Raw genomic sequence first — 25,609 nt, forward strand, 5'->3', positions numbered from 1 at the left:
TCCCCTCTCCCCTGAAGGGGAGAGGGAGTGTGGTTACGCCAGCACGAAGCTGCCGTTCACCCCATCCGCCTCGGCCGAAGGCGCGACCCACAGCCGGAAGCTGCCCGGCTCGACCACCGGCCGGTTCTGCACGCCGATGAAGCGCAGGTCATTCGCCCGCAGCGAAAACTCCACGACCTTCGATTCCCCCGGCGCCAGCGCGACCCGCTGAAACGCCTTCAACTCGCGCACCGGGCGGGTGATGCTGGCGGCGACGTCGTGGATGTAGAGCTGCACGACCTCGGTCGCCGCGCGCGTCCCGCTGTTGGTGACCCGCGCCCGCACTTTTAACGCGCCGTCGCTGTTCAGCCGCCCGTCGCCGAGATCGAGGTCGCTATACGCGATCCGGCCATAGGTCAGCCCATGCCCGAACGGGAACCGCGCCGCATTCGGCCCTTCGCGATAGCGCGCCTTGTATTCGGCCAGCGGCCCCGGCGGGTTGGGGCGACCGGTGGTCTTGTGCGCATAATAATAAGGCTGCTGTCCGGTCGAGTAGGGAAAACTGACCGGCAGACGTGCCGAGGGGGACACATCGCCGAACAGGATATCGGCGGTCGCCGGTCCGCTTTCCGAACCCAGGAACCACGTCACCAGGATCGCGCGGGCATCGAGCACCGGCTTGTCGAGCACCATCGCCCGGCCGTTGCGCAGCAGGATCACGGTCGGTTTGCCGGTCGCCAGCACCGCTTCGGCCAGATCGAGCTGCGCCTTGGGAATGCCGATATCGACGCGCGACTGCGCCTCACCCGACATGCGTTGCGATTCACCGATCGCGAGCAGCACCACATCGGCCTGCGACGCGGCGATTACCGCCGCTTCGATCCCGCCGGCGATCGGATCGGTGATGCCCGATCCGTCGACGGCGCTGACCAGCCTGGGATCGCTGACGGCGGCGCGCACCCCGGTCAGCAGGTCGACAGCCTCGGCATCCGAACCATAGACGTTCCACGTCCCGATCAGTTCGCGCTGCCCCTGCACGAACGGCCCGATCAGCGCGATACGCTTGCCCGATTTCGGCAGCGGCAACAGGTCGCCGTCATTCTTGAGCATGATGATCGACCGCGCCCCCGCCTCGCGCGCCAGCTTGAGATGCTGGGGCGTGCGCACCCGCTGCTTTTCGCGGCGCGGATCGATGCGACGGAACGGGTTGTCGAACAGGCCGAGCTGCGCCTTCAGCGCCATCACGCGGCGTACCGCCTGATCCAGCCGCTCCATCGGCACCTCGCCCTTGGCCACCAGATCGGGGAGATGCTTGATATAGAAACCCGACTGCATCGACATGTCGACACCGGCGAGGAAGGCGAGCTTCGTGGCTTCGCGCGCATCGGCGGCGAAACCATGCGCGATCAGTTCCTCGTCGCCGGTATAATCGGACACGACCAGCCCGCCGAACCCCCATTCCTTGCGCAGAACCGTGTCGAGCAGCCACGGATTGGCGGTGGCGGGCACCCCCGACAATTCGTTGAACGACGCCATCGTCGTCGGCACCCCGGCGGCGAACGCGGACTGGAACGGCGGGAAGTAGATTTCGCGCAGGCTCCGTTCGGACACGTCGACGGTGTTGTAGTCCAACCCCGCCTCCCCCGCGCCATAGGCGGCGAAATGCTTGGCACAGGCGGCAACGGCGTCGTCGGCGGTCAGGCCGCGCCGCCCCTGGAACCCGCGAACCCGCGCATCGGCCATCGTCTTGCCGAGCAACAGGTCCTCGCCCGCTCCTTCGATCCCCCGCCCCCAACGCTGGTCGCGGGCGATGTCGACCATCGGCGCGAAGGTCCAGTCGACCCCCGCGGCCGACGCCTCGACCGCAGCCGCGCGCGCGGTGCGTTCGGCCAGATCGGCGTCGAACGTCCCCGCCTCGGCCAGCGGCATCGGGAATACGGTGCGGAAGCCGTGGATGATGTCGGCGGCGAACAACAACGGCACCTTCAGCCGCTGTTCGCGCATCGCCACCATCTGCATCCGCCGCGCCATTTCGGCGCCGTTGCCGTTGAACACCCCGGTCAGCCGCCCGGCGCGGACCTGCGCCAGTTGCTCGTCGAACGTCGCCGTCGCGCTGATCGGATTGAGCGCATTCGCGGCACCGCCCGCCCATGCCGCCGCCATCAACGTCAGCTGCCCGGCCTTTTCCTCGACGGTCATCTGGCCGATCAGCGATTCGACCGACGCCGGCAGCCGGTCGCCCGCCTGCGCCAGCAGCGCGCGCGCCGGCGATGCGCTCCACGCGGCGATCGCGCCGGCGCCCATCATCATCGCCCGTCGCGAAATGCGAATGTCTTCCATGCGATCCCCTCTGTGTCGTGTGCGCAACGAAATGGATGCGCTTGTGTTTCGAATCTTCGGTTGAAGCGCGTTTTAAGATCATGTAACCGGTTACATCAAGAGCGATCGGTCGGAAGCCGACGGATTCGCCGCGACGGGCGCGGCGACGCAGGGAGTGGAACGGTCAACGGCATGGCGAACGCCACCATCCGCGATGTGGCTCGCGCGGCGGACGTGTCCGTCGCTTCAGTGTCGCGCGTGCTGAACGGTCATGACAATGTCCGCCCCGAACTACGCGCCCGCGTGGAAACGGCTGCTGCCAAGCTCGGCTATGTGCCGCATGCCGGCGCGCGCTCGCTAAGCCTTGCGCGGTCGAACGCGATCGGCGTCGTCCTGCCCGACCTGCACGGCGAATTCTTTTCCGAACTGCTGCGCGGCATGGACCGCGAGGCGTCGGCGCGCGGGCTGCAACTGCTGCTGTCGAACATGCATGCCGATCCGGCGCGCGGCGTGGAGGCGTTGCGGACGATGCGCGGGCGCGTCGATGGCATGGTGGTGATGGCGCCGCATATCGACCCCGATCAGTTGTTCGCGCATCTGCCGACCGGCGTGCCGGTGGTGCTGGTCAATTGCGCACCGCACCACCAGCCGCGCCCCGAACTGCGCATCGACAATGCGAGTGGCGCACGGGCGATGGTCGACCATCTGGTCGCGACCGGCCGCCGCCGCATCCTCCACCTTGCCGGTCCGATCGGCAATATCGATGCGGAGGAACGGGTTAGCGGTTATCGTCAGGGCATCGCTGCCGCCGGCCTCGAACCGATGATCGAACACGGAACCTTTCTCGAAGAGTCGGGCGTTTCCGTAGCGGAAAAAATGGTTCGGGAGGGGAGCGACGTCGATGCGGTGTTCGCCGCGAACGACATGATGGCGATCGGCGTCCTGATGGGCTTGCGCCGCGCCGGGTTAGAAGTTCCCGGTCGCGTGGCCGTCGCCGGCTTCGACGACATCCCACTCGCCCGCCTCATCTCGCCATCGCTCACCACGTTGCGCAGCGACATCGCCGAACTCGGCGAACGCGCCATCGCCCGCCTGACTGACCAGATCGGCGGCGTGCACGACCGCACCATCGAACTTCGCGCGCCGACCATCGTCGTGCGCGAAACCACTTCACCAAGGGAAGACCCGGAACACCGGGGAACAAGGGGAATACACGCATGAGGAATACGATGTTCCGCGCGGCACTCGCCGCCGCGACGACGCTGGCGACGGGGGTGGTCGTCGCTCCGATCGCGCCTGCTTCGGCGCAGACCACCACCGCTTCGGTGCGCGGCACGGTACGTGACGCAGCGGGGGCGGTCGTCGCCGGCGCGACGGTCGTCGCGACCTCGACGGGCACGAACCAGTCCTATCGTGCGACGACCGACACGACCGGTCGCTATACGTTGAACGGCATCCGCGCCGGCGGCTATTCGGTCACCGTCACCGGCCCGAACGGTGAAACCGCGACCAGCGAAGTCACAGTCGGCATCGCACAGGCGGCAAGCCTCGACGTAACTCTCGGTGCCGCCGCCGCGCCGGGAACGCCCGACGAGACGGTCGCTGCCGAAGGTGACGAAACGATCGTCGTGACCGGCCGCCGCCTGATCGAAAGCCGGACCAGCGAAATCGCGACCAACGTGACGCAGGAGCAACTCCGCACCCTGCCCCAGACCGATCGCAACTTCCTGTCCTTCGCCGCGCTCGCACCCGGCGTCCGCTACAACGACAGCGAAACCGACAAGGGCATTCAGGCTGGCGCCTCGACCGCATCGCAGGTCAACGTGTTTATCGACGGCGTCAGCCTGAAGAACAAGCTGCGCGAAGGCGGCGTCGCCGGACAGCAGAACAGCCGCGGCAACCCGTTCGGCCAGTTGGCGGTACAGGAATTCCGCGTCCTGACGCAGAACTACAAGGCCGAATATGAACAGGCCGGTTCGGCGATCATCACCGCTGTTACGAAATCGGGCACCAATGAATTTCACGGCGAAGCGTTCGGGCAATATACCGACCGCGGCCTGACCGAACGCAGCTTCCTCGATCGCCGCAACAATCGTGCCAAGCCAGCCTTCGAACGCAAGCAATATGGTGTTTCGCTGGGCGGCCCAATCGTCAAGGACAAGCTGTTCTTCTTCGGCACCTACGAAGGTAACGACCAGGATCGGGCGTTCATTGTTGATTCTACCGGCACGGCAGACAACATTAGGGCGTTCGAAGCTGCATCCGGTCGGCAGATCAGTGAATTCGAAGGCAATTTCGTAAGCCCGTTTCGCGCCGATTTCTATTTCGGAAAGCTGACCTTCACGCCGGACGACGCTCAGACGTTCGACCTGTCGTACAGCCGTCGCGAAGAAACCGATATCCAAGGCTTCGGTGGCAACGTCGCGTACGAATTCGCAGAAAACAAGCGCAACACCGTCGAAACGTATCTTCTGAAATGGACGTATCGGGGCGACAATTTCATTAACGAAGCCAATCTAAACTACCTCAACTACAACTTCAGCCCGACCTCATTGAACCCGCAGCAGTCGAGCTTCAACTATGATACGGTCATTCAGTTCGGCGGGCGGGAAGCATCTCGGCGAGAGATACAGCAAGGCTACACACTTCGTGACGATTTCACCTATACCGGTTTCGACAACCACGCGATCAAGGTTGGTGCACGGGTCGAAGTGACCGATATTGAATTCTCGAACCTTGCCTTCCTGCAACCCGGCTACACTTTCCGCATCGATACCGTCGAAAATCCGAACACGAACCTAGCCAATGACACTAATTTCACCTTCCCTGCGGAAGCTCGTTTGGGATTGGGAAATGGAACGGTTCGCGGATCGAACACACAGCTCGGCTTCTACGTTCAAGACGACTGGGACGTGACCGATAGACTGCAGCTGAACCTTGGTCTTCGCTGGGATTACGAAACCAACGGCAACAACAACGATTTCATAACTTCGGCTAATGCCGCCGCTGCGCTGCGCGCCCTGCCCGCTACCAGCTATTTCGACCCGGAAAACTACATCAGCACGGGTGAGAACCGCAAACCCTTTGCCGGCGCATTCGCGCCACGCTTCGGTTTTTCGTACGACATCTTCGACAATGCAACGACGGTCATCTTCGGTGGCTTCGGACGCTATTATGATCGAAACAACTTCAACAACACCGTCGATGAACAATCGCGCACGATCAACCCGATCGGCGTCTTCCGTTTTTCACGCGACGGCCAGCCGCGCAACGGCTTGCAAACGGTTCTTTGGGATCCGCGTTATTTGACGCGCGAAGGATTGCTGGAACTGCGTGCGACATCGACCAGCGGTGCGCCCGAATTGTTCGCAGTAAAAAACAACACCAGGCCGCCGGTCAACGACCAAGTCAGCCTCGGCGTACGTCAACAGTTGGGACCGTGGCAGGTAGCAGTGACGGGATCGTATCAACGTGGTCGCAACGGCTACACCAACCTGTTCGCGACGCGGCAGAATGGTGGAATCGGCCCGTGTTGCGATACGTCACCCCTTGTCCCGTTCGGCTTTTCCAACGCGCTGATCGGCTTTGACGGACTGGATACCCGGTACAAGGCGCTCTACGTAACGGCAGACAGACCCTATACCCAGGCATCGGGTTGGGGCGTCAACATTGCCTACACGCTTTCGAAGGGCGAGCAGAATGGTGGCGACCTGTTCAGCCTCGACGCGGTTACACCCGACGACTACGGATGGCGGCCGCGTAACGGCGACGAACGTCATCGCATCGTCGTGTCCGGTATCGTCGATTTGCCGTTGGGGTTCCAGTTCTCGACCCTCAGCACCTTTGGTAGCGGCCAGGCGTTCCGCGTTACCGACGGCACCAATGGAGCGACTTCCGGTTTCAACGAATTCAGCGCCCGGTATCCCAATCAGAACTGCATCAAGGGCGTGTTCGCCTTCTGCGAGGTCAACCTAACCCTCGCAAACAAGCTGAAGATCTTGGGTGGCGAAACTGAAATCGCAGTCGATCTACTCAATGCATTCAACAACAACAATTTTTCCGGTTTCGATGATTTTTTCAACAACCAGATCAATCCTGAAACCGGCGGTGTGGTCGATACGCTCGACCCGGCACGAATTGGGCGAGACCTGTTGACCCTGCCACGGCGCATCCAGTTCCGCGTCGGTTATCGCTTCTAACCTACCCCTCCCCCGCCGGGATAGGCTTCTTGCCTGTCCCGGCATTTTTGTCGTTGTTTAAGAGGCTTGCCCGTGATCGATCGCCGCTTCTTCCTTGCCGCCAGCACCGCCGCGCTTGTCGGGGCCTGCACTGCACGGACCGGCGTGACGTCGCGAGCACAGCCCGACCTGATTTCCGACGTGCAGGAGCGCGCGTTCCGCTTCTTCTGGGACACGACCGATGCGGCGACGGGTCTGGCGCCCGATCGCTGGCCCAGTCCCAGCTTCGCGTCGATCGCGGCGGTCGGCTTCGCGCTGACGGCTTATGGCGTCGGTGAGAAACATGGCTGGATCACCCGCGAACAACATCGTGCCCGCACGCTCGCCACGCTCGAATTCTTTGCCAAGGCGCCGTCCGGCCCGGCGGCGAACGGGACCAGCGGGTACAAGGGCTTCTTCTACCATTTCCTCGACGCGAAGGCCGGCACGCGCTTCGGCCGGACCGAATTGTCGACCATCGACACGTCGCTGCTGTTGGGGGGCGTGCTGTTCGCGCAGAGCTGGTTCGATCGCGCCGATCCGCAGGAGGCACGCATCCGCGACCTTGCCGAGCAACTGTACCGCGCGGTCGAATGGGACTGGATCGTGCCGCGCCCGCCCTTCGTATCGATGGGGTGGCATCCCGAAAGCGGCTTCATCCGCTCCGACTGGGATAGCTATAACGAAGGCATGATCCTGTACGTGCTGGCACTCGCCAGCCCGACGCATCCGCTGCCGCCTGCGACCTGGCCCGCGCTGACGCAAAAGTTCGAGAAGAGCTGGGGCAATCGCTGGGGCCAGCCGCATCTGCAATTCGCGCCGATGTTCGGCCATCAATACAGCCATGTCTGGGTCGATTTCCGCGGCATCCGCGATCCCTATATCGCGTCGAAGGGAATCGATTATTTCGAGAACAGCCGGCGCGCGACCTATGCGCAGCGCGCCTATGCCAATGAAAATCCGGGCGGCAAGGTCGGCTATGGCGACGATTGCTGGGGGCTGACGGCCTGTGACGGTCCCGGCGATTTCACCGTGACAATTGATGGCAAACAGCGCGAATTCTTCAGCTATTCGGCGCGTGGCCCCGGCGATCGCGACGACGGCACGCTGGCCCCGACCGCCGCGCTCGGCTCGATCGCCTTCGCTCCCGAAATCGTCGCGCCGATGATGGCGAAGATGCATGCACGCTATGGCGCTGGCATCTACGACAAATACGGCTTTCTCGATTCCTTCAACCCGACGCTGACCCGCACCGATCGCCCGTTGCAGCATGGCAGGATCGTGCCGGGCGTGGGTTGGGTCGATGGCGATTATCTGGGTATCGATCAGGGGCCGATCGTCCTGATGATCGAGAACCAGCGCAGCGGCATGATCTGGGAAGTGATGCGCCGCAACCCCCATATCCGGCGCGGGCTGGAACGTGCGGGCTTCACCGGCGGCTGGCTGGCGTGAGCAGGCTTGGGCGGATCGTCGCGGACGGCCTCCACTTCGCGACCCGGAGCGGACCAATCCGGCTCGTGATGGAACGCAAACGCTGACATCTCGTTTCGCTTCCGTGTCGTATACTGCGATACGGGACGAAGGGGGACTATGCGCGGCGTCAAAGCCAGTTGCGGTGCGGCCGCGCTGCTCGTTCTGGGGGGCTGTAATCGTCATCAATCGGCGCTGACCGTTTTCGGTGAGGAGGCGGCGACCGTCCGTCACTTGACGATCGTTATGCTGGTCGGCGCAATCGTGATCGCCGCCGCCGTAGCCGCGTTGATGATCGCGGCCGTACGCGCACCCGAAGGGCGATTGACGCTGTCCGGCGGCATGCGGCTGATCGGCTGGGCCGGCGGGGTCGTGCCGGTGGTCGTGCTGCTGGGCCTGCTGCTCTACAGCCTGCCCGCCATGCGGCCATTGCCGGTGGCAAACGGCGACCTACGCATTGCCGTCGAGGGCGAACAATTCTGGTGGCGCGTTCAGTACCAGCCACCCGGTGCCGCACCCATCGTCACCGCCAACGAAATCCGCGTGCCCGTCGGCCGCACGGTGCAGTTCGACCTGACCGCCGGCGACGTCATCCACAGCTTCTGGATTCCCGGGCTGGCCGGCAAGATGGACATGATCCCCGGCCGCACCAACCGCCTGATCGTCCGCGCGACCAGGCCCGGCACGTTCCGCGGCGTCTGCACCGAATTTTGCGGCCTCAGCCACGCGCTGATGGCGTTCGATGTCGTCGCGATGGAGCCGGCCACGTTCGACGCATGGCTGGCGAACGAGCGCCGCCCTGCCGCCCCCGCCCCGGACACCGCCGCCGGCGCGCAGGCGTTCGCCGCCAATGGCTGTGCCGGTTGCCATGCCATCGCCGGTACGCCGGCCGCCGGGCAGATCGGCCCCGATCTGACTCATCTCGGCAGCCGCAGTTCGCTGGGCGCGGGGACGCAGCCGATGACCCGCGCCGCGCTGGTCCGCTTCATCAAGGATGCGCCAGCGGTCAAACCCGGCGCGCGTATGCCCGCCTACCCCCAAATGTCGTTCAATGACGCGCAGGCGATCGCCGCCTATCTGGAAAGCATGAAATGAGCCTGCACGCGCAAGACGACCCCGCGCTCCGCGCCGCGCAGGAGGAACGGCTGCGCGCCGTATGGCAGGCGCCGCAGGGCATTTTCCTGCGCTGGACCGACTGCAACAACAATCGCGTGGGTGCATGGTACACGCTGACCGCGTTCGCCTTCATGCTGTTCGCGGGCGTGCTGGCGCTGATCATGCGGACACAGCTGGCGACACCGGAAAACGATCTGGTGTCGGCGAACACCTTCAATCAGCTGTTCACACTGCACGGCTCGATGATGATGTTCCTGTTCGCCGTGCCGATGTTCGAAGCGGTGTCGATCATCCTGTTGCCGCAGCTGCTGGGCGCGCGCGACCTGCCCTTTCCCCGGCTGTCGGCGTTCGGTTACTGGTCGTTCCTGCTGGGCGGAGTGTTCGTTGGCGGGTCGATCTTTTTCAACGCCGCGCCCGATGGCGGGTGGTTCATGTATCCGCCGCTGACCACCCGCACCGACCTGTCGGGGCTGGGTGCCGATATCTGGATGCTTGGTCTGTCGTTCATCGAAGTGTCGTCGGTGGCGGCGGCGGTCGAGTTGATCGTCGGCGTGCTGAAATGCCGGCCGCCGGGGATGCGGCTGAACCTGATGCCGCTCTATGCGTGGTATATCCTCGTCGTCGCGGTGATGATCCTGTTCGCGTTCCCGCCGCTGATCGCGGGCGACGTGCTGTTCGAGATGGAGCGGTTGCTGAACTGGCCGTTCTTCGATGCGGCGCGCGGCGGCGATCCGCTGTTGTGGCAGCACCTGTTCTGGATCTTCGGCCACCCGGAGGTCTATATCGTCTTCCTGCCGTCGATCGCGCTGTTTGCGATGATGATCCCGACCTTTGCGCAGCGGCATCTGCTGGGCTATCCGTGGATCGTGCTGGCGGCGGTCGGCACCGCGTTCCTGTCGTTCGGGCTGTGGGTGCACCACATGTTCGCGACCGGCCTGCCGAAGATCAGCCTCGCTTTCTTCTCCGCCGCGTCCGAAGCGGTCGCGATCCCGACCGGTATCCAGATCTTCGCGTTCATCGCCACGCTCTGGGCGGGCAAGGTCAAATGGTCGACGCCGCTCCTGTACGCGACCGGCAGCTTGGCCATCTTCGTCATCGGCGGGCTGACCGGGGTGATGGTCGCGATCGCGCCGTTCGACTGGCAGGCGCACGATACCTATTTCGTCGTCGCGCATCTGCATTACGTGCTGATCGGCGGCACGTTACTGCCGCTGTTCGGCGGGCTTTATTATTACTGGCCGCTGATTACCGGCAAGAAGCTGTCCGACCGCCTCGGGCGCGTCGCATTCTGGACGCTGTTCGTCGGGGCGAACCTGACCTTCTTCCCGATGCATTTCAGCGGCCTGTACGGGATGCCGCGCCGGGTATTCACCTATCCGAGCGAACTGGGCATCGATTATCTGAACCTCGCCTCGACGATCGGTGCCTATCTGTTCGCGACCGGTACCGCGATCATCTGTTTCGATCTCGCCCGCTCGCCGTGGCGGGAGAAGGCGCAGCGTAATCCGTGGCATGCCGGCACGCTCGAATGGCTGGCGCATCCCGATGACGAAGATTGGGGCATCCGTTCGGTCCCGCTGATCGAAAGCCGCTATCCGATCTGGGACCAGAAGGATTTCGTCAAGAAGGTCGACGAAGGCCGCTACTTCCTGCCCGATGCCGAGGAAGGTCGGCGCGAGACGATCGTGACCACGGTGCTCGACGCGCGCCCGCTCTATGTCGTGCGCCTCGGAACGCCCAGCTGGGTGCCGATGCTGACCGCGATCGCGCTGGGCAGCGTGTTCATCCTGACGACCTACCACCTTTATTGGTGGTCGCTGGCCGGGGCGGTCGCGACGCTGGGGTTCGTGCTCTACTGGATGTGGACCGGTACCGCCGAGATTCCGGAAAAGCCGTCCAAGCCGATCGGTCACGGCATCGAACTGCCGCTCTATGTCTCCGGATCGGCGGCGCCGGGATGGTGGGCGATGTTCATCACGATGATGGCCGATGCGACCGCCTTTTCGGGGCTTGTGTTCGGCTATTATTTCTTCTGGACGGTGCATCCCGAATTCCCGCCATCGGGTCCAGGCATGGACGGTCCCGGCACCTTCTGGCCGATGGTCGCGCTGGCGCTGGCGGCGGTCAGCTGGGTGGCGACGGTCGCCGCGCGCGGGACCAACCGACGGGGTATTGTCGGCGCGGCGCGGCTGTTGCTGGTCGTCGGCATCGCCGCCAGCTTCGCGGGCATCTGGGCCGGGTTGCAGGGGCCGCTGACAACCGGGCTCGATCCCGAACTGCACAGCTATCCCGCGATCGTGTGGGTGTTGGTCATCTGGACGACCGCCCATGCCGGGGTCGGCGCGATCATGCAGGGCTATACGCTGGCGCGCAGCATCGCCGGTCGGATGACGCCGACCCATGACGCAGACCTGCGGAACATCACCGTCTATCAGCATTTCATGGCACTGACCGCCATCGTCACCTATGCGACGATCGGCCTGTTCCCGGGGGTCGCATGAAGCGCGGGCTGCACGGCATGGTCACCAGGCTGAAGGTGACGCTCTGGACGCTGATCGTCCCGCCGACCGTCTGGGCGGTACATTTCCTGTTCTCATACCTGTGGGCGGCGATCCATTGCGCGAAGGTCGGCGGCTTCCCGCGACTGCCGATCCTGTACGGCATCGGCACCATCCTCGCGCTACTGCTGATCGCCGGCGCCGGGATCATCGCCCATCTCCAGTCGCGTGTCCCCGGCGATCCCGCCCCACATGAGGAAAGCACCGATAGCGACCGCATCCGCTTCCTCGCCTATTCGACGGTGCTGCTTGCCGCGCTCAGCTTTGTCGGCGTCATCTTCACCGCCGCCCCGGTGCTGTTCCTGACGGATTGCCGGTGAAGCGTATCGGCCTGATCGCGGGACTGGTGCTGTTGCCGCTCGGCTGGTTGGCGGCGGCGCAGGCGGGCATGGTCGGGCATATGGCCGGGCACATGATCGCCGTCGCGGTCGCAGCACCACTGATCGCCTTCGGTCTCGCCGGCAGTGCCTACGACCCTGCGCGGCGTTGGCCACATATCGTCTCGCCGCTCGCCATGTCGCTGGTCGAACTCGCCACCGTCTGGGGCTGGCACCTTCCCGCGCTGCGGATGCTGGCCGACAGCAACATCGCGGCGATGATCGTCGAACAGGCGATGTTCCTCGCCGCCGGGTGGCTGCTCTGGGCGGCGGTGCTAGGTGCCGGTCCCGATCGCCGCGCGGCGGGCGTCGGCGCATTGCTGCTGACCTCGATGCACATGACCCTGCTCGGCGCGCTTATCGGCCTTGCCCCCCGCCCGCTCTATCCGGCAATGGCGCACGGGATGCACGACGCGTTGGACGATCAGCAACTGGGCGGGGTCGTGATGCTGTTGGTCGGGGCCGCCAGCTATTTCCTCGGCGGCCTCGCGCTGCTCGCCACGTTATTGCGCCATCCGGAGCCGACCACATGACCATCCGCCTCACCTGGAAGCGTGTGATCGTGACGCTGCTCGGCATCTTCGCGCTGGGCATGGCCTTCGCGTGGTCGGGGCTGTTCAACGTCGCCGCCTCGTCCGGCCATTGGGCGATCAGCGACTGGTTCCTGCACTGGGTAATGCGCAATTCGGTGCAGACCCATGCCGCCTTCTCCACCCCGAAGGACGCGAAGGACGATAGCGGCCTCGTCAGCGCGGCGGGCTATTACGCCTCGTCCTGCGCATCGTGCCACGGTGCGCCGGGGGTGCGCCCCCTGCCGCTGATGCAGAAGGCGACACCCCCCGCCCCCGACCTGTCGAAGAACGCGAAGGAATGGACCGACCGCCAGCTGTTCTGGATCCTCGAACACGGCGTGAAGTTCAGCGGGATGCCCGCTTGGGCCGCTAAGGACCGGCCGGACGAGGTGAGGCGCATGGTCGCCTTCGTCCGCCTGCTGCCGACGATGACGCCCGAGCAATATCGCGTGCTGGCGGGCAGCAATGCGAAAGGCTTGGGCGCGGCCAACGGTCGGTTCGACAGCTGCGCCGGCTGTCACGGCAACGACGGGCTTGGCCGGGGCCAAGGCGATATCCCGATCCTTGCCGGACAGAACCCCGCCTATCTCGCCGCCGCGCTCGAAGCCTATGCGACCGGCACCCGCCAGAGCGCCGTAATGTCGAACGCCGCGGCCCAACTGACCCCGGAAGAACGCGTGGCCCTTGCCCGGCGGTTCGCGGCGATGCCCGGCATCGCTCCCGGTCGCGGTGGCAATCGCGACGCCGCCGCCCGCCAGATCGTCGAGCGCGGGCTGCCCGACAAGCAGCTTCCCGCCTGTCGCAGCTGCCACGACGCCGCCGGTGCCAAGCGCTTCCCGGTCATCGACGGCCAGCGCGCGGTCTACATCGCCGAGCGGCTGCGGCACTGGCGCGGCGAGAAGGAAGTGGTCGACGCGCGCAAGGATCAGGCGACGATGCCGGTCATCGCGCGGCGTATCCCCGAGGACATGATCGAACCGGTCGCGCGCTACCTCGCCGGGCAATGATCGCAGGTCACCATTGCCAGCACCGCCGGCCGCGATAGGGTGCGGCCGATGGCGCCCCTGTTCGAACTGGACCCGCAAACGCTGCTGCGCGCCTATGCCAGCGGCATATTCCCGATGGCCGACGATCGCGACGCGCCCGGCATCTACTGGGTCGAACCGAAGCTGCGCGGCATCCTGCCGCTCGACGGGTTCCACCTGTCGCGCTCGCTGCGCAAGCTGGTCGCGTCCGACCGTTACCGCGTCACCGCCGACCATGCGTTCGAGGATATCATCCGCCTATGCGCCGAAAGCGCCTCCGACCGGCCGGAAACATGGATCAACGGCACGATCGAACAGGCCTTCGTCCGGCTGCACGAAATGGGGCTGGCCCATTCGGTCGAGGTCTGGGACGGTCAGCGTCTCGCCGGCGGCCTGTACGGCCTCGCGCTGGGTCAGGCGTTTTTCGGCGAATCCATGGTCAGCCGCGCACCCAGCGCGTCGAAGGTCGCGCTGGCATGGCTGGTCGCGCGGCTGCGCGTCGGCGGTTTCAAGCTGCTCGATTGCCAGTTCCTGACCGACCATCTGGCGACGATGGGCGCGGTCGAGGTTCCGCGCAAAGCCTATTCGGTGCTGTTGGCCGGCGCGCTGGGGTTCGATTCGGCAGGCGCTTCGGGGCTGGCCTCCGCCGCGTTCGATGCGCTCAATCGGCGTGGGGTCGTGCCCGACGACGTCGCACCGGCACCGGCCGATACCGTGTCCGGCCCCCTGTCGGGGAAAGACATCGTGCAGCTCTTGGGCCACACGTCATAGATCGGGTGGAGCACGACGTTCAGCGCCGGACGCTCCTTGAACAGCCATCCCGAAAACGCCCGCCGCCATTTGGCGTCGGTGCCGCGCACGTCCATCTGTACGAACGCGCCGGTATATTGCTCCTGCTCCCACGGCGCGGTGCGTTCGCAGGCGCGCAGGCGGACGATCACGTCGCCAACCCGAGTCGCCTGTCCGGGTTTCAGCGTCAGGTCGCGGGTTTCGCCGTTGCGCTTGTTGAGCAGGCCGACCACCGCGACCCGATCGGCCATCGGCGTCGAACCGGCGAGCAGGCTGCTGTCCAGCCCGGTATCGACGCTGACCACGTCCGGGGCATTGGGGTTGGGGCGGACCGAATCGGGTACGGCGATTTCCGCCGTCGAGGGCCGGGTCGGCACCGCCTGTCGATGCCAGTGCCGCCAGCCGAACCAGCCCGCGACCGCCAGCACTATCGCAATCGCCAGCCCGGCCAGCCAGCGGCGTGGGTTCACGCGTCGGGGCTCCACGCCTCGTAATCACCGGTCGCCCGCACGCGCGCGCCGCCCTTGTCGAGAACGCCCGGCGGACGATAGGCGAGCGCGGTGCCGGTCTGGTTTTCGACAGGCGGCTTCTGCCACTGGCGCACCGGCGGCAGCGATTCGTCGGGCGTGCCCTCGATCTGATGGTGCAGCCAGCTGAACCATTCGGGCGGCACGCGGCTCGCGTCGTTCGACCCCGCATAGATCACCCAGCGGCGCGGATTGCCGTTGGTGTCGCTGCCACCCTGATAATAGGCGTTGCCGAGATGGTCGGTCCCGACCTGCGTCTTGCCGCGCAAGCCGAGCCAGGTGCCGAAGGTGGCACCGTTCCACCAGGTGAAGACGTTCGCGAGGATTCCCATGCGCGACCGCTTAGCGCCTGCCCACGCCCGCGACAATGGGGCGGATCATTTCCACGTTACCTTGTCGCCCGCCGCAATCCCCAGTTCGCCCGCGCGTCCACCGGCAATCTCCAGCACCGCCGCGATCGGTTCGCCCGATTCGACCTTGGCCTGTGAAAAGGGCACGGCATTCTCGCCGATGGTCGCGATCGTGCCGTCGGCGCGGATGAAGATGATGTCGAGCGCGTTGGGCGTATTCTCCATCCAGAAGCTCGCCGTCTTGGGCGGTCCGCCATCGGGGGGATAGGGCGCGAACAGCATCCCGGCATCGGGCGCCAGTCGCGCACGGTACATCAAACCCTGCTGCTGCTGCGCCTCGTTCGCGGCGACTTCCGACTTGAAGACATGCGCCCGTCCATCGGCGGTGGTAATCGTCACCGGCTTGACGACCATCCCATGTTCGGAGACCGTTTCCTTACCGGGAGCCTCGCCCTTGCAGCCGCCAAGTGCGGCGAGCAGCGCTACCGCCGCCAACCCCGAAAATCGCAATCCTGTCACGCTGTCACTCGCCCGGTTCGACCGCAATGGCCATCGGCCCCTTCTGCCCTTCAACGATGCGGGCGACAAGCCGCTGGTCAGGCTCGACTTCCTCGACGCCGCCACGGCGGAGCGTTTCCATATGAACGAACACGTCCCCCGCCTCGCTGTCGCGGACCAGGAAGCCATAGCCTTTCAGGCGGTTGAACCATTTGACCGTCACCGGCTCGAACGGCCCCGCCTGCTCGGCCATTGCCATTCGGTCGGGTCGTTCGACCGCGCGGCGTACCGGTTCGACCGCGAGGGACAGGTCGATCTCCAGGATTTCGACCGCCTGCATGCCCCGGCTGCGCCGTGCGGCGTTGCAGGTAACGATCGCGCCTTCGGGCAGGGTGCGGCGGCCATGCGGCTCGAGCACCGAGAAGTGGATCAGCACATCGCCGAGGCTGCTGTCGTCGGCGACTGCGAAACCGAAGCCGCGGGTGACGTCGAACCATTTGACGACGCCGCGAACCGACGTGACGACATCGTCGCGGATATTGGATAGCGCCGCAGCCGCGGCCGGCGGGACCGCGCAATCATCGGCAATCGTTCGCGCTTCCAGACGCATCGTTGCTTACTCCCCCTGGCACCCTTTGTAACACGATGTTTCGTGAACGCGACGGTTTCTTTGCAGTTTACCAATCGGCGACGGCGTCCGCTTCGTCGCCCGGCGCCATTCCGGCGATTCGTCGTGCCAGTGCCGGGGGATGGCCGGCGCGAACCATCGCCGCGATCTGCTTTTCGCGACGGTCGCGCTCGACCGGTTCGGCGGCGAACGGGCCGATCCGCTTGCGTCGTGCAAAGGCCATGGCCGACGCCTCCGCCCCCTCGTCCAGGGTGTCGACCACCGCCTCGCTGTCATCAGCCCCGACGCCCGCATGGCGCAGCGCATCGCGCACCCTCCGCGCGCCCAGCCCGCGCCGTGTCATCGACGCCGCCCGCGCCTCGGCAAAGGCGCGGTCGTCGACATAGCGCAGCTCGGCCATCCGGTCGGCCAGCGCCGCGACATCGACCACCCCGTCCGTCCCGCGTTCGCGCAGCTTGCGCATCAGATAGGCGACCAGCTTCGCCCGCGTCGTGGCGTAGCGTTCAACATAGCGTAAGGCGGCACGCTCCAGAGCGGGCTGGTCGAGAGGCGGTAGGGGACGGCGCGGGTCACGGGACATGCGCCATGTTTGTGCCACACTGCGTCGCGATTTTGAAATCAACTGTGCCGCACGGCACTTTGCCGCTATGGCGACACGCTTCGAACGCCGCGAACGCGTGCGAACGGTGCCGAGAGTTGGACAAGAATGACGACGAATCTTGAAGGAAGTGTTGCAATCGCGCTGGAAGCGACCCCGACGGTCGACGCGCTCCCGCGCCGGTTCGCGGACTTCGCGACGCTGGGCGAGGCGATGGATTACGCCGCGCAGGGCACGCGCGGGCTGAATTTCCACGACGCGCGCGGCACGTTGAAACATGCCTATCCGTTCCGCGACATGCGCGCGGATGCGCTGCAACAGGCCTATCGCCTGATCGCGAAGGGCGTGCAGCCCAACGACCGCATCGCGCTGATCGCCGAAACCGGTGCCGAGTTCGCTGCCTTGTTCTTCGGCGTCGTCTATGCCGGCGCGTGGCCGGTGCCGCTGCCGCTGCCCACCTCGTTCGGCGGGCGCGAAGCCTATGTCGAACAGCTCCGCGTCCAGTTGGACAGCTGCGATCCCAAGACCTTGTTCTACCCGGCCGAACTCGAGGCGATGGCTGGCGAGGCCGCTCGAATCGCCGGTGTCGAAGGGATTGATTGGGAAAGCTTTTCGGCGAACGATGCGCCGGTCGTCGACCTGCCGACCGCAGCGACAGACGACATCTGCTACCTGCAATATTCCAGCGGCTCGACCCGTTTCCCGCACGGGACCGAGATCACGCACGCGGCGCTGCTCAACAATCTGGCGGCGCACAGCCATGGCATGGAACTGGTCGAGGAAGATCGCTGCATCTCGTGGCTGCCCTGGTATCATGACATGGGGCTGGTCGGCTGCTTTCTGTCGGTCGTCGCCAATCAGGTGTCGACCGATTATCTGAAGACCGAGGATTTCGCGCGGCGTCCGCTGGCGTGGCTCGACCTGATCACCCGAAATCAGGGTAATTCGATCAGCTATTCGCCGACCTTCGGCTACGATATCTGCGCGCGACGCATGTCGAGCCAGACCAAGGCGGCGGACCGGTTCGACCTGTCGCGCTGGCGGCTGGCGGGCAATGGCGCGGATATGATCCGTCCCGATGTGATGCAGTCGTTCGTCGACGCCTTTGCCGATGCCGGGTTCAAGGCGTCGGCCTTCCTCCCCTCTTACGGCCTTGCCGAGGCGACGTTGGCGGTGGCGATCATGCCGCCGGGTGAAGGGATCATCGTCGAACTTGTTGAAGAGACCGAACTTTCCGGTCATGCCGGCCGCGCCGACCGGCCGCAGCGTTACCGCGCGATCGTCAATTGCGGGAAGCCGGTGCGAGACATGGCCATCGAGATCCGCGAAGAGGACGGCACGCCCCTGCCCGAGCGCGCGATCGGCAAGGTCTGGTGCAAGGGGCCGTCGCTGATGAGCGGCTATTTCCGCGACCCCGAAGCGACCGCGGCCTGCATGGTCGACGGCTGGCTCGACACCGGCGACATGGGCTATCTATCTGACGGATATGTCTATATCGTCGGACGGGCGAAGGACATGATCATCGTCAACGGCAAGAATCATTGGCCGCAGGACATCGAATGGGCGGTTGAACAACTTCCCGGATTCAAGGCCGGCGACATCGCCGCCTTCGCCATCACCACCCCCGGCGGCGAGGAAACGCCTGCCGTGCTGGTCCAGTGCCGCGCGTCGGATGAGGCCGAGCGGCTGCGGCTGCGTGAGGAAATTCGCGAGCGCGTCCGGTCGGTTACCGGCATGAACTGCGTCATCGAACTGGTCCCGCCGCGCACCCTGCCCCGCACGTCGTCGGGCAAGCTGAGCCGGGCGAAGGCCCGGAAATTGTATCTTGAGGGGGAGATCAAGCCTTACGCCATTGCGGCATAAGCGGCTTGGGGCTAGCCCCCCTCCACCATCCTGCGGATGGTCCCCCTCCCCGTGCCGGGGAGGATTTTAGACTTTCCTACAAGCCCTCGGACGGCTAGGTCAGAAATCGGCCTTGCCCTTCCGGTTCGACCGGGATAGAGGCCGCGTCCGCACACGAGTGTAGCTCAGCTGGTAGAGCATCGGTCTCCAAAACCGAGGGCCGGGGGTTCGAATCCCTCCACTCGTGCCAACGCGCCGCCGCGCCGATCCCCGAAACTGCTGGACTGGATTCGACGACGATGTTCCGCGCGCTGTACGACTGGACGCTTCGCCTTGCCAATCATCGGCACGCCGTGCGCAGCCTGGCGGTCGTGTCGTTCTGCGAAAGCTCGTTCTTTCCGATTCCGCCCGATGTCGTGCTGGTGCCGGTCATCCTGCAGCACCGTAGCCGCGCCTATCAGATCGCGGCGATCTGCACGATCGCGTCGGTGCTGGGCGGCATGGTCGGCTATGCGATCGGCTATTTCCTGTGGGACACGGTCGGGGCGTGGGTCATCAACCTGTACGGGTTGCAGGACAAGGCCGCGAAGTTCCAGGCGGGGTTCGCGCAATATGGCGCGGCGATCATCCTGCTGAAAGGACTGACGCCGATCCCGTTCAAGCTGGTCACGATCGCATCGGGCCTCGCCAAGTTCAATTTCGCGATGTTCGTGGCAACCGCGACGATTACCCGCGCCTTCCGCTTTTTCCTGATCGCGTTCCTGCTCAAGAAATATGGCCAGCCGGTGCAGGCGTTCATCGAGAAGCGGCTGACGCTGATCGGCACGCTGCTGGTCGTGGCGCTGGTCGGCGGGTTCGCAGCGGTCAGCCTGCTCTGATCCGGGCCAGAACAGGCGCGACTTTGTAACGTTTATACGATAACGGCCCCGCCGTCCGACGCGACAATCGCGCGGACCGAAGGGGGATTATTCGATGAAGTTTCAGGCAGCGGCCGTGTTGGCCGCAACCATGGCGTTCGCCCATCCCGCCGCCGCGCAGATGGCACCGACCGCACCGCAGCCCTACCCGGAAATGCGCGAGCGGTTGCCGCGCGATCCGTTGCAGGGGCTGCGTGTCGAGGTTGCGGGCGGGTATGACCGGCTGGAGATCAACTATATCGAGGACGACACCAAATATTATGACGGCACCGACGGTGTCCGTTACGGTGGGGAAATCGGCTATGATCTGTCGGTCGGCCGGGTGCTGGTCGGCGCCTATGCCGGCTATGCCGCGTCGTCGGCCAAGCGCTGCGACGATTTCACGGTCGGCGTGATCTGCCAGAAGCCGAAGGCCGAGCTGTCGGGTGGCGCCCGTGTCGGCACGCGGATCGGCAGCAATTCGCAGCTATATGGCAAGATCGGCTATTCGTCGATGCCGCTCGAATTCTCGCTCGGCAACGTGACCGAGAAGGAAACCTATCGCGGGTTCCATTTCGGGCTGGGCGGCGAACTGGGCATTGGCGGCCGCGCGTTCGTGAAGGGCGAGTTCGTCGTCACCGACTTCCGCACCAGCGGCAAGACCTATGAGGACTATAATTTCGACCGTCGCCACGCGGTGGTGGGGATCGGCGTCCGCTTCTGATCGGGCAAGGGGCGGCGCGTGCGTGCCGCCCCGTTTCCCCTGCGCTTGCGTCCCTTGGCTTAGATCGCTAGATACCATGCCCAATCCGACAGCGTGGATGGGCAGCGCCGGTTTCCAAGAGGAACCGGACGGGGCCTTGTGTCCCGCGGTCGGTCAAACCGTTAACGAAGGTCAAGGGCACGTGGCGAAGGTTACCCCAGTCGAATTCATGCGGCAGGTCCGGGCCGAAACCGCGAAGGTGACGTGGCCGACGCGGCGCGAAACGGTGATGACCGCGGTGATGGTCGTCATCATGACGACGCTGCTGGCGCTGTTCTTCCTCGGCGTGGATTCGGCGTTCGACGCGATCGTCAAGGCGCTGCTGAAGCTCGCGCAGTAACCCGAACCCTTCCCCGGATAGCTTAAAGGATACGCATGTCGCGCTGGTACATCATTCACGCCTATTCGGGGTTCGAGGGCAAGGTCCGCGATTCCATCCTGAGCGAAGCGACCCGCCTCGGCCTTGACCATGCGGTCGAAGCGATCGAGGTCCCGACCGAGAATGTGACCGAAGTCCGTCGCGGCAAGAAGGTGCAGTCCGAACGCAAGTTCATGCCCGGATACGTGCTGGCGAAGCTGGACCTGAACGACCAGGTCTATCACCTCGTCAAGAACACGCCGAAGGTCACCGGCTTCCTGGGATCGTCGGGCAAGCCGCAGGCGATCAGCGAGGCGGAAGCCACGCGGATGCTGAACAGCAAGGAAGAGGCCGCTGCCTCGCCCACCAAGCAGAAGATCAAGGTCGATTTCGAGATCGGCGATTCGGTCAAGGTGCTGGACGGCCCGTTCGCGAGCTTCAACGGCGTGGTCGAGGAACTGGACTTCGACAAGTCGAAGGTGAAGGTTTCGGTGTCGATCTTCGGGCGCGCGACCCCGGTGGAATTGGATTTCGAGCAAGTGGAACGAAGCAAGTAAGGCGCAGCCGAAACTTGCTGTCCGCACACGAATAGCGAACGCTGTTCGTGAGACGGCGGACACCGGCCGGCGGGTTCAGCCCGACCGACGTTAGCGGCGTAGGGCGAAGGCCCTGCGCCGTTTTTGTTGTTGACGACTACTCCGCATCTCCTCACGCTAAGGAGAACGCGGGAGAAGCCGGTTTCGGCCCGGCTACAACTAAGACCAGGAGCCATTACCTTGGCAAAGTATCCATTTATTGAAGTCATTCAGCAACGCCGTTCTTTCATCTTAACCGCGCTACCCGCTCGACATCTCACCGAGATCGCATATGCCGCCGTTCGACATCAGGATGAAGAAGAAGGGGCGGTTCAACGTGTACTGAACCAGAGTAGAATTGCAGGCGTAAAATCTTTTGCTGAACAGGGCGGTGATTTTCCTGCTTCGATTGTTCTCAACTGGGTAAAGGGTCCGCTTGAGCGTCAAACGGAAAATACAGTTTCCATACCTCGTACCGCTCGGAGCGCCCAGATTATCGACGGTCAGCATCGTGTCGCAGGCTTGCTTGAAGCAATCGCGGACAAACCCGATCTAGCAAATAACAAGATACCGGTCGCAATATATGAAAGCTTAGACACCGTTCAATGTGCCAACATTTTCCTATCGATTAACACGGAGCAGCGACCTGTCCCAAAGAGTCTGGTATTTGACCTCTATGGTGTAGCGAGCGAAGACTTGGTTGATGAGGCTGCAGTTCGCGCGAGAGACGTCGTGTTATCACTTGCAGATACCGACCAAGCGTATAGCGGCTTGATAAAGCTACCAAACTCACGCCGCCAAAAAGGAGGCATAGCGCTTTCTACCGCCGTGAGTGCGATTAAACCTCTTGTCGCCGAGAAGGGTACGCTTGAGCAAGTCGGCGCATCCTCCCTTGAGCTTCAAAAGGCTATATTCCAAAATTTCTTTAATGCGCTTGCTGATAAATATGGCGAGCGCTGGTCCGAGCGAGACAATGCTTTCCTGTATGCCGCAGGATTTGTCGGCGCTATTGATTTTCTCAATCTTAAACTAATACCCTATTGCAACTTGAAGCAGTCTTTTAAAATTATCGACATTGCGCAGAGCCTACACCTTGAGCACGGGAATTTGATCAAACAGGAGGAAGTAAAGGGCCTTGGAGGCAAGGATGCGCCTAAACGCGTTTACGAGCGCCTAGTATCGGCATTCAATCCCAACGATGTTGGATCCACCAAGTTCGCTATTTAATATGCCACACCTTGCAGCTGTTGCCATAGATAATTGGATCTCAACCTTAGATCCATCTACGGATTTTAGGACAGTTCCATTGCCTAGCACCTATGCAGCATCAATCTCGGCTGCGATTGCAGAGGATGCGACAGGCCTCCTTTACTCGTCTCAAATAACTTTCGCCGATGCGATCAAAGGACTTTCATCAGGAAACTGCTCTTGGTCGGTGGTAAAATTTTACTATTCCGCCTTCTACGCAGCCAGATCAATCTTAGCGAGTAACTACATATCTATATGTTACCCCGACGGCAGGCCACATTCACTCTATTGCGCTCCCAACGAAAGAATTAGAAAAGAGACGGGCCTTACTCACAAACTTATATGGAAGATACTATCTCGGCAATTTCCCAATCTAAATCTATTAAATACGATTGAAGGCATTTCGGCGCACGATTGGATAACGAATTTACGGGAACAAGCCAACTACAGGAATGCAAAATTCCCGGACCCCGCACTACCAATCTGTTCTGCAGAAATTGATAAAAATGGTATTAAGAGATCTGTAGATGCGTATGTTGCTGACGATGCCTTTCTTTATACGTTTGACCCTGACCACGCTGCAGTTGCATTTCCATTAGCGTGTATCGCAAACGCAAAAAGGTCTCTGGAAACCTTGGGAAAATGTTTGGACGAAGCTGACCAACAGCACGTTGATATATGCTGTGATGCCGCTGGCATTGGCAGCGAAGTAATCCGCGCACTTTAAACCACAAAATCACCCCTTCCTGAGCGCAATCTCCAACGCCACCTCCCAACCCCCCGGCTCCCACTGCGTCCGCCGCCCACCCCGCCGCCACTCCAGCTGCGCATATTCGACCATCCGCATCTCCTCCTCGGCCAGCAGCAACCCGGCGCGGTAGTCCTTGGCCTTACGCTCGAGATAGGCGGCGTTGCTTTCGCCGCGCTTCGGGGCGAGGTCGGGTTCGGCCAGCCCCTTCGCCCGCTTGTCGCTCCACGCGATCATCTGCATCGCCTGATGCACCGTCATGGCCGGGATCGGCGGGGGATCGTTGTGCTGCCAATGGTCGTGGACGTTCGCCTCCGGCAGCGAGCTTTCGAGCATTGCCAGTTCGAGGCGTTCGGACCCCACCGCCAGCGCGACGCGCATCTCGCGGGCGAAGCCGGGGTTGTTGCGCGCACGGGCGTAGAAGCTCGAATGGGCGAAGCCGGCGGCTTGCGCCGAGAGGCGGACATTGGCGGTGGCGCTCAAGCCAGCGAGGAAGCGTTGTTCGGCGTCGCGGTCGATCGTGCGGGTTTTCGAGACGCGCAGTTGCAGGCGCCCTTTCGAGCGGACGACGCGCGCCGGCCCTTCCGTCTGCTCGGGCTTGGCGAGGCGGGCGGCGGCGAGGGTCAGCGCGGCCTCCCAGCGCTGGGCGAAGTCGGGGTCGGCGTTCCGGCGCTTGGTGAGCATCGAGCGGTTGAGGCCCAAGGTGCGGGCGGCGTCGCGGGCGTTGCCGCTGCGTTCGAGTTCGGCGAGGAAGGCGGCGTTTTGCAGCGCCTGCTTGCGGCTGTATGGACGGGGCTTGCGATCGGGCATGGGCACAAAAGGATCAGGCGAAATCCTACATTGCAAGCGCCGCCCGTTTCGGCTAAGCGCGCCGCTTCCCAAACGACAGTTTTGGAAACCATGGCGGGAGGCCGGTCCGACAGGATCGCGCCGCACGGACCGCTAAACTTGAAAGAGAGTGATACCCATGGCCAAAAAGATTACCGGCTATATCAAGCTGCAGGTGCCGGCGGGCGAAGCCAAGCCGTCGCCGCCGATCGGCCCGGCGCTGGGTCAGCGCGGCGTGAACATCATGGAATTCTGCAAGGCGTTCAACGCGCAGACGTCGGCCGGCGACGTGTCGAAGGGCACCCCGCTGCCGACGATCATCACCGTCTATGCCGACCGTTCGTTCAGCTTCGAGACGAAGACGCCGCCGGCGACGTATCTGATCAAGCAGGCGATCAACCTGAAGTCGGGTTCGAAGGAACCGGGCAAGGTGAAGGCCGGCAGCATCAAGCGGTCGCAGCTGAGCGAGATCGCCACGATGAAGATGAAGGATCTGAACGCCAACGACATCGACGCGGCGACGAAGATCATCGAAGGTTCGGCCCGCGCGATGGGCCTCGAAGTGGTGGAGGGTTAAGACTGTGGCCAAGCTGACCAAGAAGGCGAAGACCCTCGCCACCGCCGTCGACGCACTGAAGCTGCACGGCATCGACGAAGCGATCGCGCTGGCGAAGACCCATGCGACCGCCAAGTTCGACGAGACGATCGAAGTCGCGCTGAACCTGGGCGTCGATCCGCGTCACGCCGACCAGATGGTCCGTGGCGTCGTTACCCTGCCCAAGGGCACCGGCAAGACCGTTCGCGTCGGCGTGTTCGCTCGCGGCGCGAAGGCTGAAGAAGCCACCGCGGCGGGTGCCGATGTCGTCGGTGCTGAAGACCTGATGGACGCGATCCAGGGCGGCAAGATCGATTTCGATCGCTGCATCGCGACCCCGGACATGATGGGTCTGGTCGGTCGTCTCGGCAAGATCCTGGGTCCGAAGGGCCTGATGCCGAACCCGAAGCTCGGCACCGTCACGATGAACGTCGCGGCTGCGGTCGAAGCGGCCAAGGGCGGCCAGGTGGAATACCGCGTCGAAAAGGCCGGCATCATCCATTCGGGCATCGGCAAGGCGTCGTTCTCGGCCGCCGACCTGCGCGAAAACTTCGACGCACTGGTCGACGCGGTGGTGAAGGCCAAGCCGTCGGGCGCCAAGGGCAAGTATGTCCGCAAGGTCGCGGTCAGCTCGTCGATGGGCCCGGGCATCAAGGTCGACACCACGGAAGTGGCCGGAGCGTAAGCTCCGGGCCGCACCGCTTTAGCATGAGCTAAAACGGAGACGGCTGTC

At 63.8% G+C, this 25,609-nt stretch carries 24 protein-coding genes, 1 tRNA gene and 1 pseudogene; 19 read left to right on the plus strand and 7 right to left on the minus strand.

What is annotated here, in order from left to right:
• Positions 1 to 33 precede the first annotated feature (33 nt).
• On the minus strand, positions 34 to 2,319 hold the full coding sequence (locus ASE59_RS06700; RefSeq protein ID WP_056454066.1) for a glycoside hydrolase family 3 N-terminal domain-containing protein: 2,286 nt from the start codon (positions 2,317 to 2,319) through the stop codon (positions 34 to 36).
• Between the two features lie 171 nt (positions 2,320 to 2,490).
• On the opposite strand from ASE59_RS06700, the gene ASE59_RS06705 reads away from it, so the two are divergent.
• The 9 genes from ASE59_RS06705 to aat all read left to right on the plus strand — a co-directional run bounded on the left by ASE59_RS06705 (position 2,491) and on the right by aat (position 14,404).
• Positions 2,491 to 3,519 (plus strand): LacI family DNA-binding transcriptional regulator, encoded by a 1,029-nt coding sequence (locus ASE59_RS06705; RefSeq protein WP_056454069.1) that lies wholly within the window; start codon positions 2,491 to 2,493, stop codon positions 3,517 to 3,519.
• 8 nt (positions 3,520 to 3,527) lie between these two features.
• Entirely contained in the window at positions 3,528 to 6,497 is a 2,970-nt protein-coding gene (locus ASE59_RS06710; RefSeq protein WP_235515686.1) for a TonB-dependent receptor domain-containing protein, read from the plus strand.
• A 72-nt stretch (positions 6,498 to 6,569) separates the two neighbouring features.
• The gene (locus ASE59_RS06715) at positions 6,570 to 7,967 is read left to right on the plus strand and encodes a glucoamylase family protein (protein WP_056454813.1); all 1,398 of its coding nucleotides are present in this window, start codon (positions 6,570 to 6,572) and stop codon (positions 7,965 to 7,967) included.
• 138 nt (positions 7,968 to 8,105) lie between these two features.
• Positions 8,106 to 9,080, plus strand: coding sequence for a cytochrome c oxidase subunit II (gene coxB / locus ASE59_RS06720; protein WP_056454075.1), 975 nt, complete (start codon positions 8,106 to 8,108; stop codon positions 9,078 to 9,080).
• Complete coding sequence (gene ctaD, locus ASE59_RS06725; protein ID WP_056454081.1) at positions 9,077 to 11,602, plus strand: cytochrome c oxidase subunit I; 2,526 nt, start codon at positions 9,077 to 9,079, stop codon at positions 11,600 to 11,602. Before coxB ends, ctaD begins: the two co-directional genes overlap by 4 nt.
• Entirely contained in the window at positions 11,599 to 11,979 is a 381-nt protein-coding gene (locus ASE59_RS06730) for a hypothetical protein (RefSeq protein ID WP_056454083.1), read from the plus strand. The genes ctaD and ASE59_RS06730 overlap by 4 nt, the downstream gene beginning before the upstream one ends.
• Entirely contained in the window at positions 11,976 to 12,569 is a 594-nt protein-coding gene (locus ASE59_RS06735; RefSeq protein WP_056454092.1) for a cytochrome c oxidase assembly protein, read from the plus strand. The genes ASE59_RS06730 and ASE59_RS06735 overlap by 4 nt, the downstream gene beginning before the upstream one ends.
• Complete coding sequence (locus tag ASE59_RS06740; RefSeq protein ID WP_056454097.1) at positions 12,566 to 13,615, plus strand: c-type cytochrome; 1,050 nt, start codon at positions 12,566 to 12,568, stop codon at positions 13,613 to 13,615. Before ASE59_RS06735 ends, ASE59_RS06740 begins: the two co-directional genes overlap by 4 nt.
• Before the next feature lie 48 nt (positions 13,616 to 13,663).
• Positions 13,664 to 14,404, plus strand: a complete 741-nt coding sequence (gene aat, locus ASE59_RS06745; RefSeq protein ID WP_056454100.1) for a leucyl/phenylalanyl-tRNA--protein transferase — start codon at positions 13,664 to 13,666, stop codon at positions 14,402 to 14,404.
• 35 nt (positions 14,405 to 14,439) lie between these two features.
• Here aat and ASE59_RS19070 read toward each other — a convergent pair.
• From ASE59_RS19070 to ASE59_RS06770, 5 genes and pseudogenes are all read right to left on the minus strand, one after another.
• A pseudogene (locus ASE59_RS19070) lies at positions 14,440 to 14,673 on the minus strand (DUF2155 domain-containing protein); the annotation flags it as partial.
• Between the two features lie 215 nt (positions 14,674 to 14,888).
• Positions 14,889 to 15,281 carry an NADH:ubiquinone oxidoreductase subunit NDUFA12 gene (locus ASE59_RS06755; protein WP_056454109.1) on the minus strand — a complete coding sequence of 131 codons (393 nt, stop codon included), beginning with the start codon at positions 15,279 to 15,281 and terminating at the stop codon, positions 14,889 to 14,891.
• Between the two features lie 45 nt (positions 15,282 to 15,326).
• Positions 15,327 to 15,818, minus strand: a complete 492-nt coding sequence (locus ASE59_RS06760) for a DUF192 domain-containing protein (protein WP_235515668.1) — start codon at positions 15,816 to 15,818, stop codon at positions 15,327 to 15,329.
• 4 nt (positions 15,819 to 15,822) lie between these two features.
• Positions 15,823 to 16,407 (minus strand): cold-shock protein, encoded by a 585-nt coding sequence (locus ASE59_RS06765; RefSeq protein WP_056454115.1) that lies wholly within the window; start codon positions 16,405 to 16,407, stop codon positions 15,823 to 15,825.
• 67 nt (positions 16,408 to 16,474) lie between these two features.
• A complete protein-coding gene (locus ASE59_RS06770) occupies positions 16,475 to 17,005 on the minus strand; it encodes a regulatory protein RecX (RefSeq protein ID WP_200913175.1) in 531 nt (176 codons plus the stop codon).
• Between the two features lie 126 nt (positions 17,006 to 17,131).
• Between ASE59_RS06770 and ASE59_RS06775 the strand changes: the two genes are divergently transcribed.
• The 8 genes from ASE59_RS06775 (at position 17,132) to ASE59_RS19595 (ending at position 23,432) form a co-directional block, all read left to right on the plus strand.
• Positions 17,132 to 18,886, plus strand: coding sequence for a fatty acyl-AMP ligase (locus tag ASE59_RS06775; RefSeq protein ID WP_056454121.1), 1,755 nt, complete (start codon positions 17,132 to 17,134; stop codon positions 18,884 to 18,886).
• Between the two features lie 153 nt (positions 18,887 to 19,039).
• Positions 19,040 to 19,115: transfer RNA gene (locus ASE59_RS06780), tRNA-Trp, on the plus strand.
• Between the two features lie 49 nt (positions 19,116 to 19,164).
• Complete coding sequence (locus tag ASE59_RS06785) at positions 19,165 to 19,743, plus strand: YqaA family protein (protein ID WP_056454816.1); 579 nt, start codon at positions 19,165 to 19,167, stop codon at positions 19,741 to 19,743.
• Between the two features lie 94 nt (positions 19,744 to 19,837).
• Positions 19,838 to 20,485 (plus strand): outer membrane beta-barrel protein, encoded by a 648-nt coding sequence (locus ASE59_RS06790; RefSeq protein ID WP_056454124.1) that lies wholly within the window; start codon positions 19,838 to 19,840, stop codon positions 20,483 to 20,485.
• Positions 20,486 to 20,666: 181 nt separating this feature from the next.
• Positions 20,667 to 20,864 carry a preprotein translocase subunit SecE gene (secE, locus tag ASE59_RS06795; protein ID WP_056454132.1) on the plus strand — a complete coding sequence of 66 codons (198 nt, stop codon included), beginning with the start codon at positions 20,667 to 20,669 and terminating at the stop codon, positions 20,862 to 20,864.
• Between the two features lie 35 nt (positions 20,865 to 20,899).
• The gene (gene nusG / locus ASE59_RS06800; protein ID WP_056454136.1) at positions 20,900 to 21,439 is read left to right on the plus strand and encodes a transcription termination/antitermination protein NusG; all 540 of its coding nucleotides are present in this window, start codon (positions 20,900 to 20,902) and stop codon (positions 21,437 to 21,439) included.
• Between the two features lie 219 nt (positions 21,440 to 21,658).
• On the plus strand, positions 21,659 to 22,684 hold the full coding sequence (locus tag ASE59_RS06805; protein ID WP_200913176.1) for a DGQHR domain-containing protein: 1,026 nt from the start codon (positions 21,659 to 21,661) through the stop codon (positions 22,682 to 22,684).
• Between the two features lies 1 nt (position 22,685).
• A complete protein-coding gene (locus ASE59_RS19595) occupies positions 22,686 to 23,432 on the plus strand; it encodes a hypothetical protein (protein ID WP_156359937.1) in 747 nt (248 codons plus the stop codon).
• A gap of 9 nt (positions 23,433 to 23,441) precedes the next feature.
• On the opposite strand, the gene ASE59_RS06810 is transcribed toward ASE59_RS19595, so the two are convergent.
• Positions 23,442 to 24,263 (minus strand): hypothetical protein, encoded by an 822-nt coding sequence (locus ASE59_RS06810; protein ID WP_056454139.1) that lies wholly within the window; start codon positions 24,261 to 24,263, stop codon positions 23,442 to 23,444.
• Between the two features lie 157 nt (positions 24,264 to 24,420).
• Between ASE59_RS06810 and rplK the strand changes: the two genes are divergently transcribed.
• Entirely contained in the window at positions 24,421 to 24,858 is a 438-nt protein-coding gene (rplK, locus tag ASE59_RS06815) for a 50S ribosomal protein L11 (RefSeq protein WP_056454141.1), read from the plus strand.
• Between the two features lie 4 nt (positions 24,859 to 24,862).
• Positions 24,863 to 25,561: a 50S ribosomal protein L1 gene (gene rplA, locus ASE59_RS06820; RefSeq protein WP_056454144.1), complete on the plus strand. Its 699-nt coding sequence runs from the start codon at positions 24,863 to 24,865 to the stop codon at positions 25,559 to 25,561.
• Positions 25,562 to 25,609 lie beyond the last annotated feature (48 nt).

The sequence above is a fragment of the Sphingomonas sp. Leaf10 genome, assembly GCF_001421245.1.
Taxonomy (GTDB): Bacteria; Pseudomonadota; Alphaproteobacteria; order Sphingomonadales; family Sphingomonadaceae; genus Sphingomonas.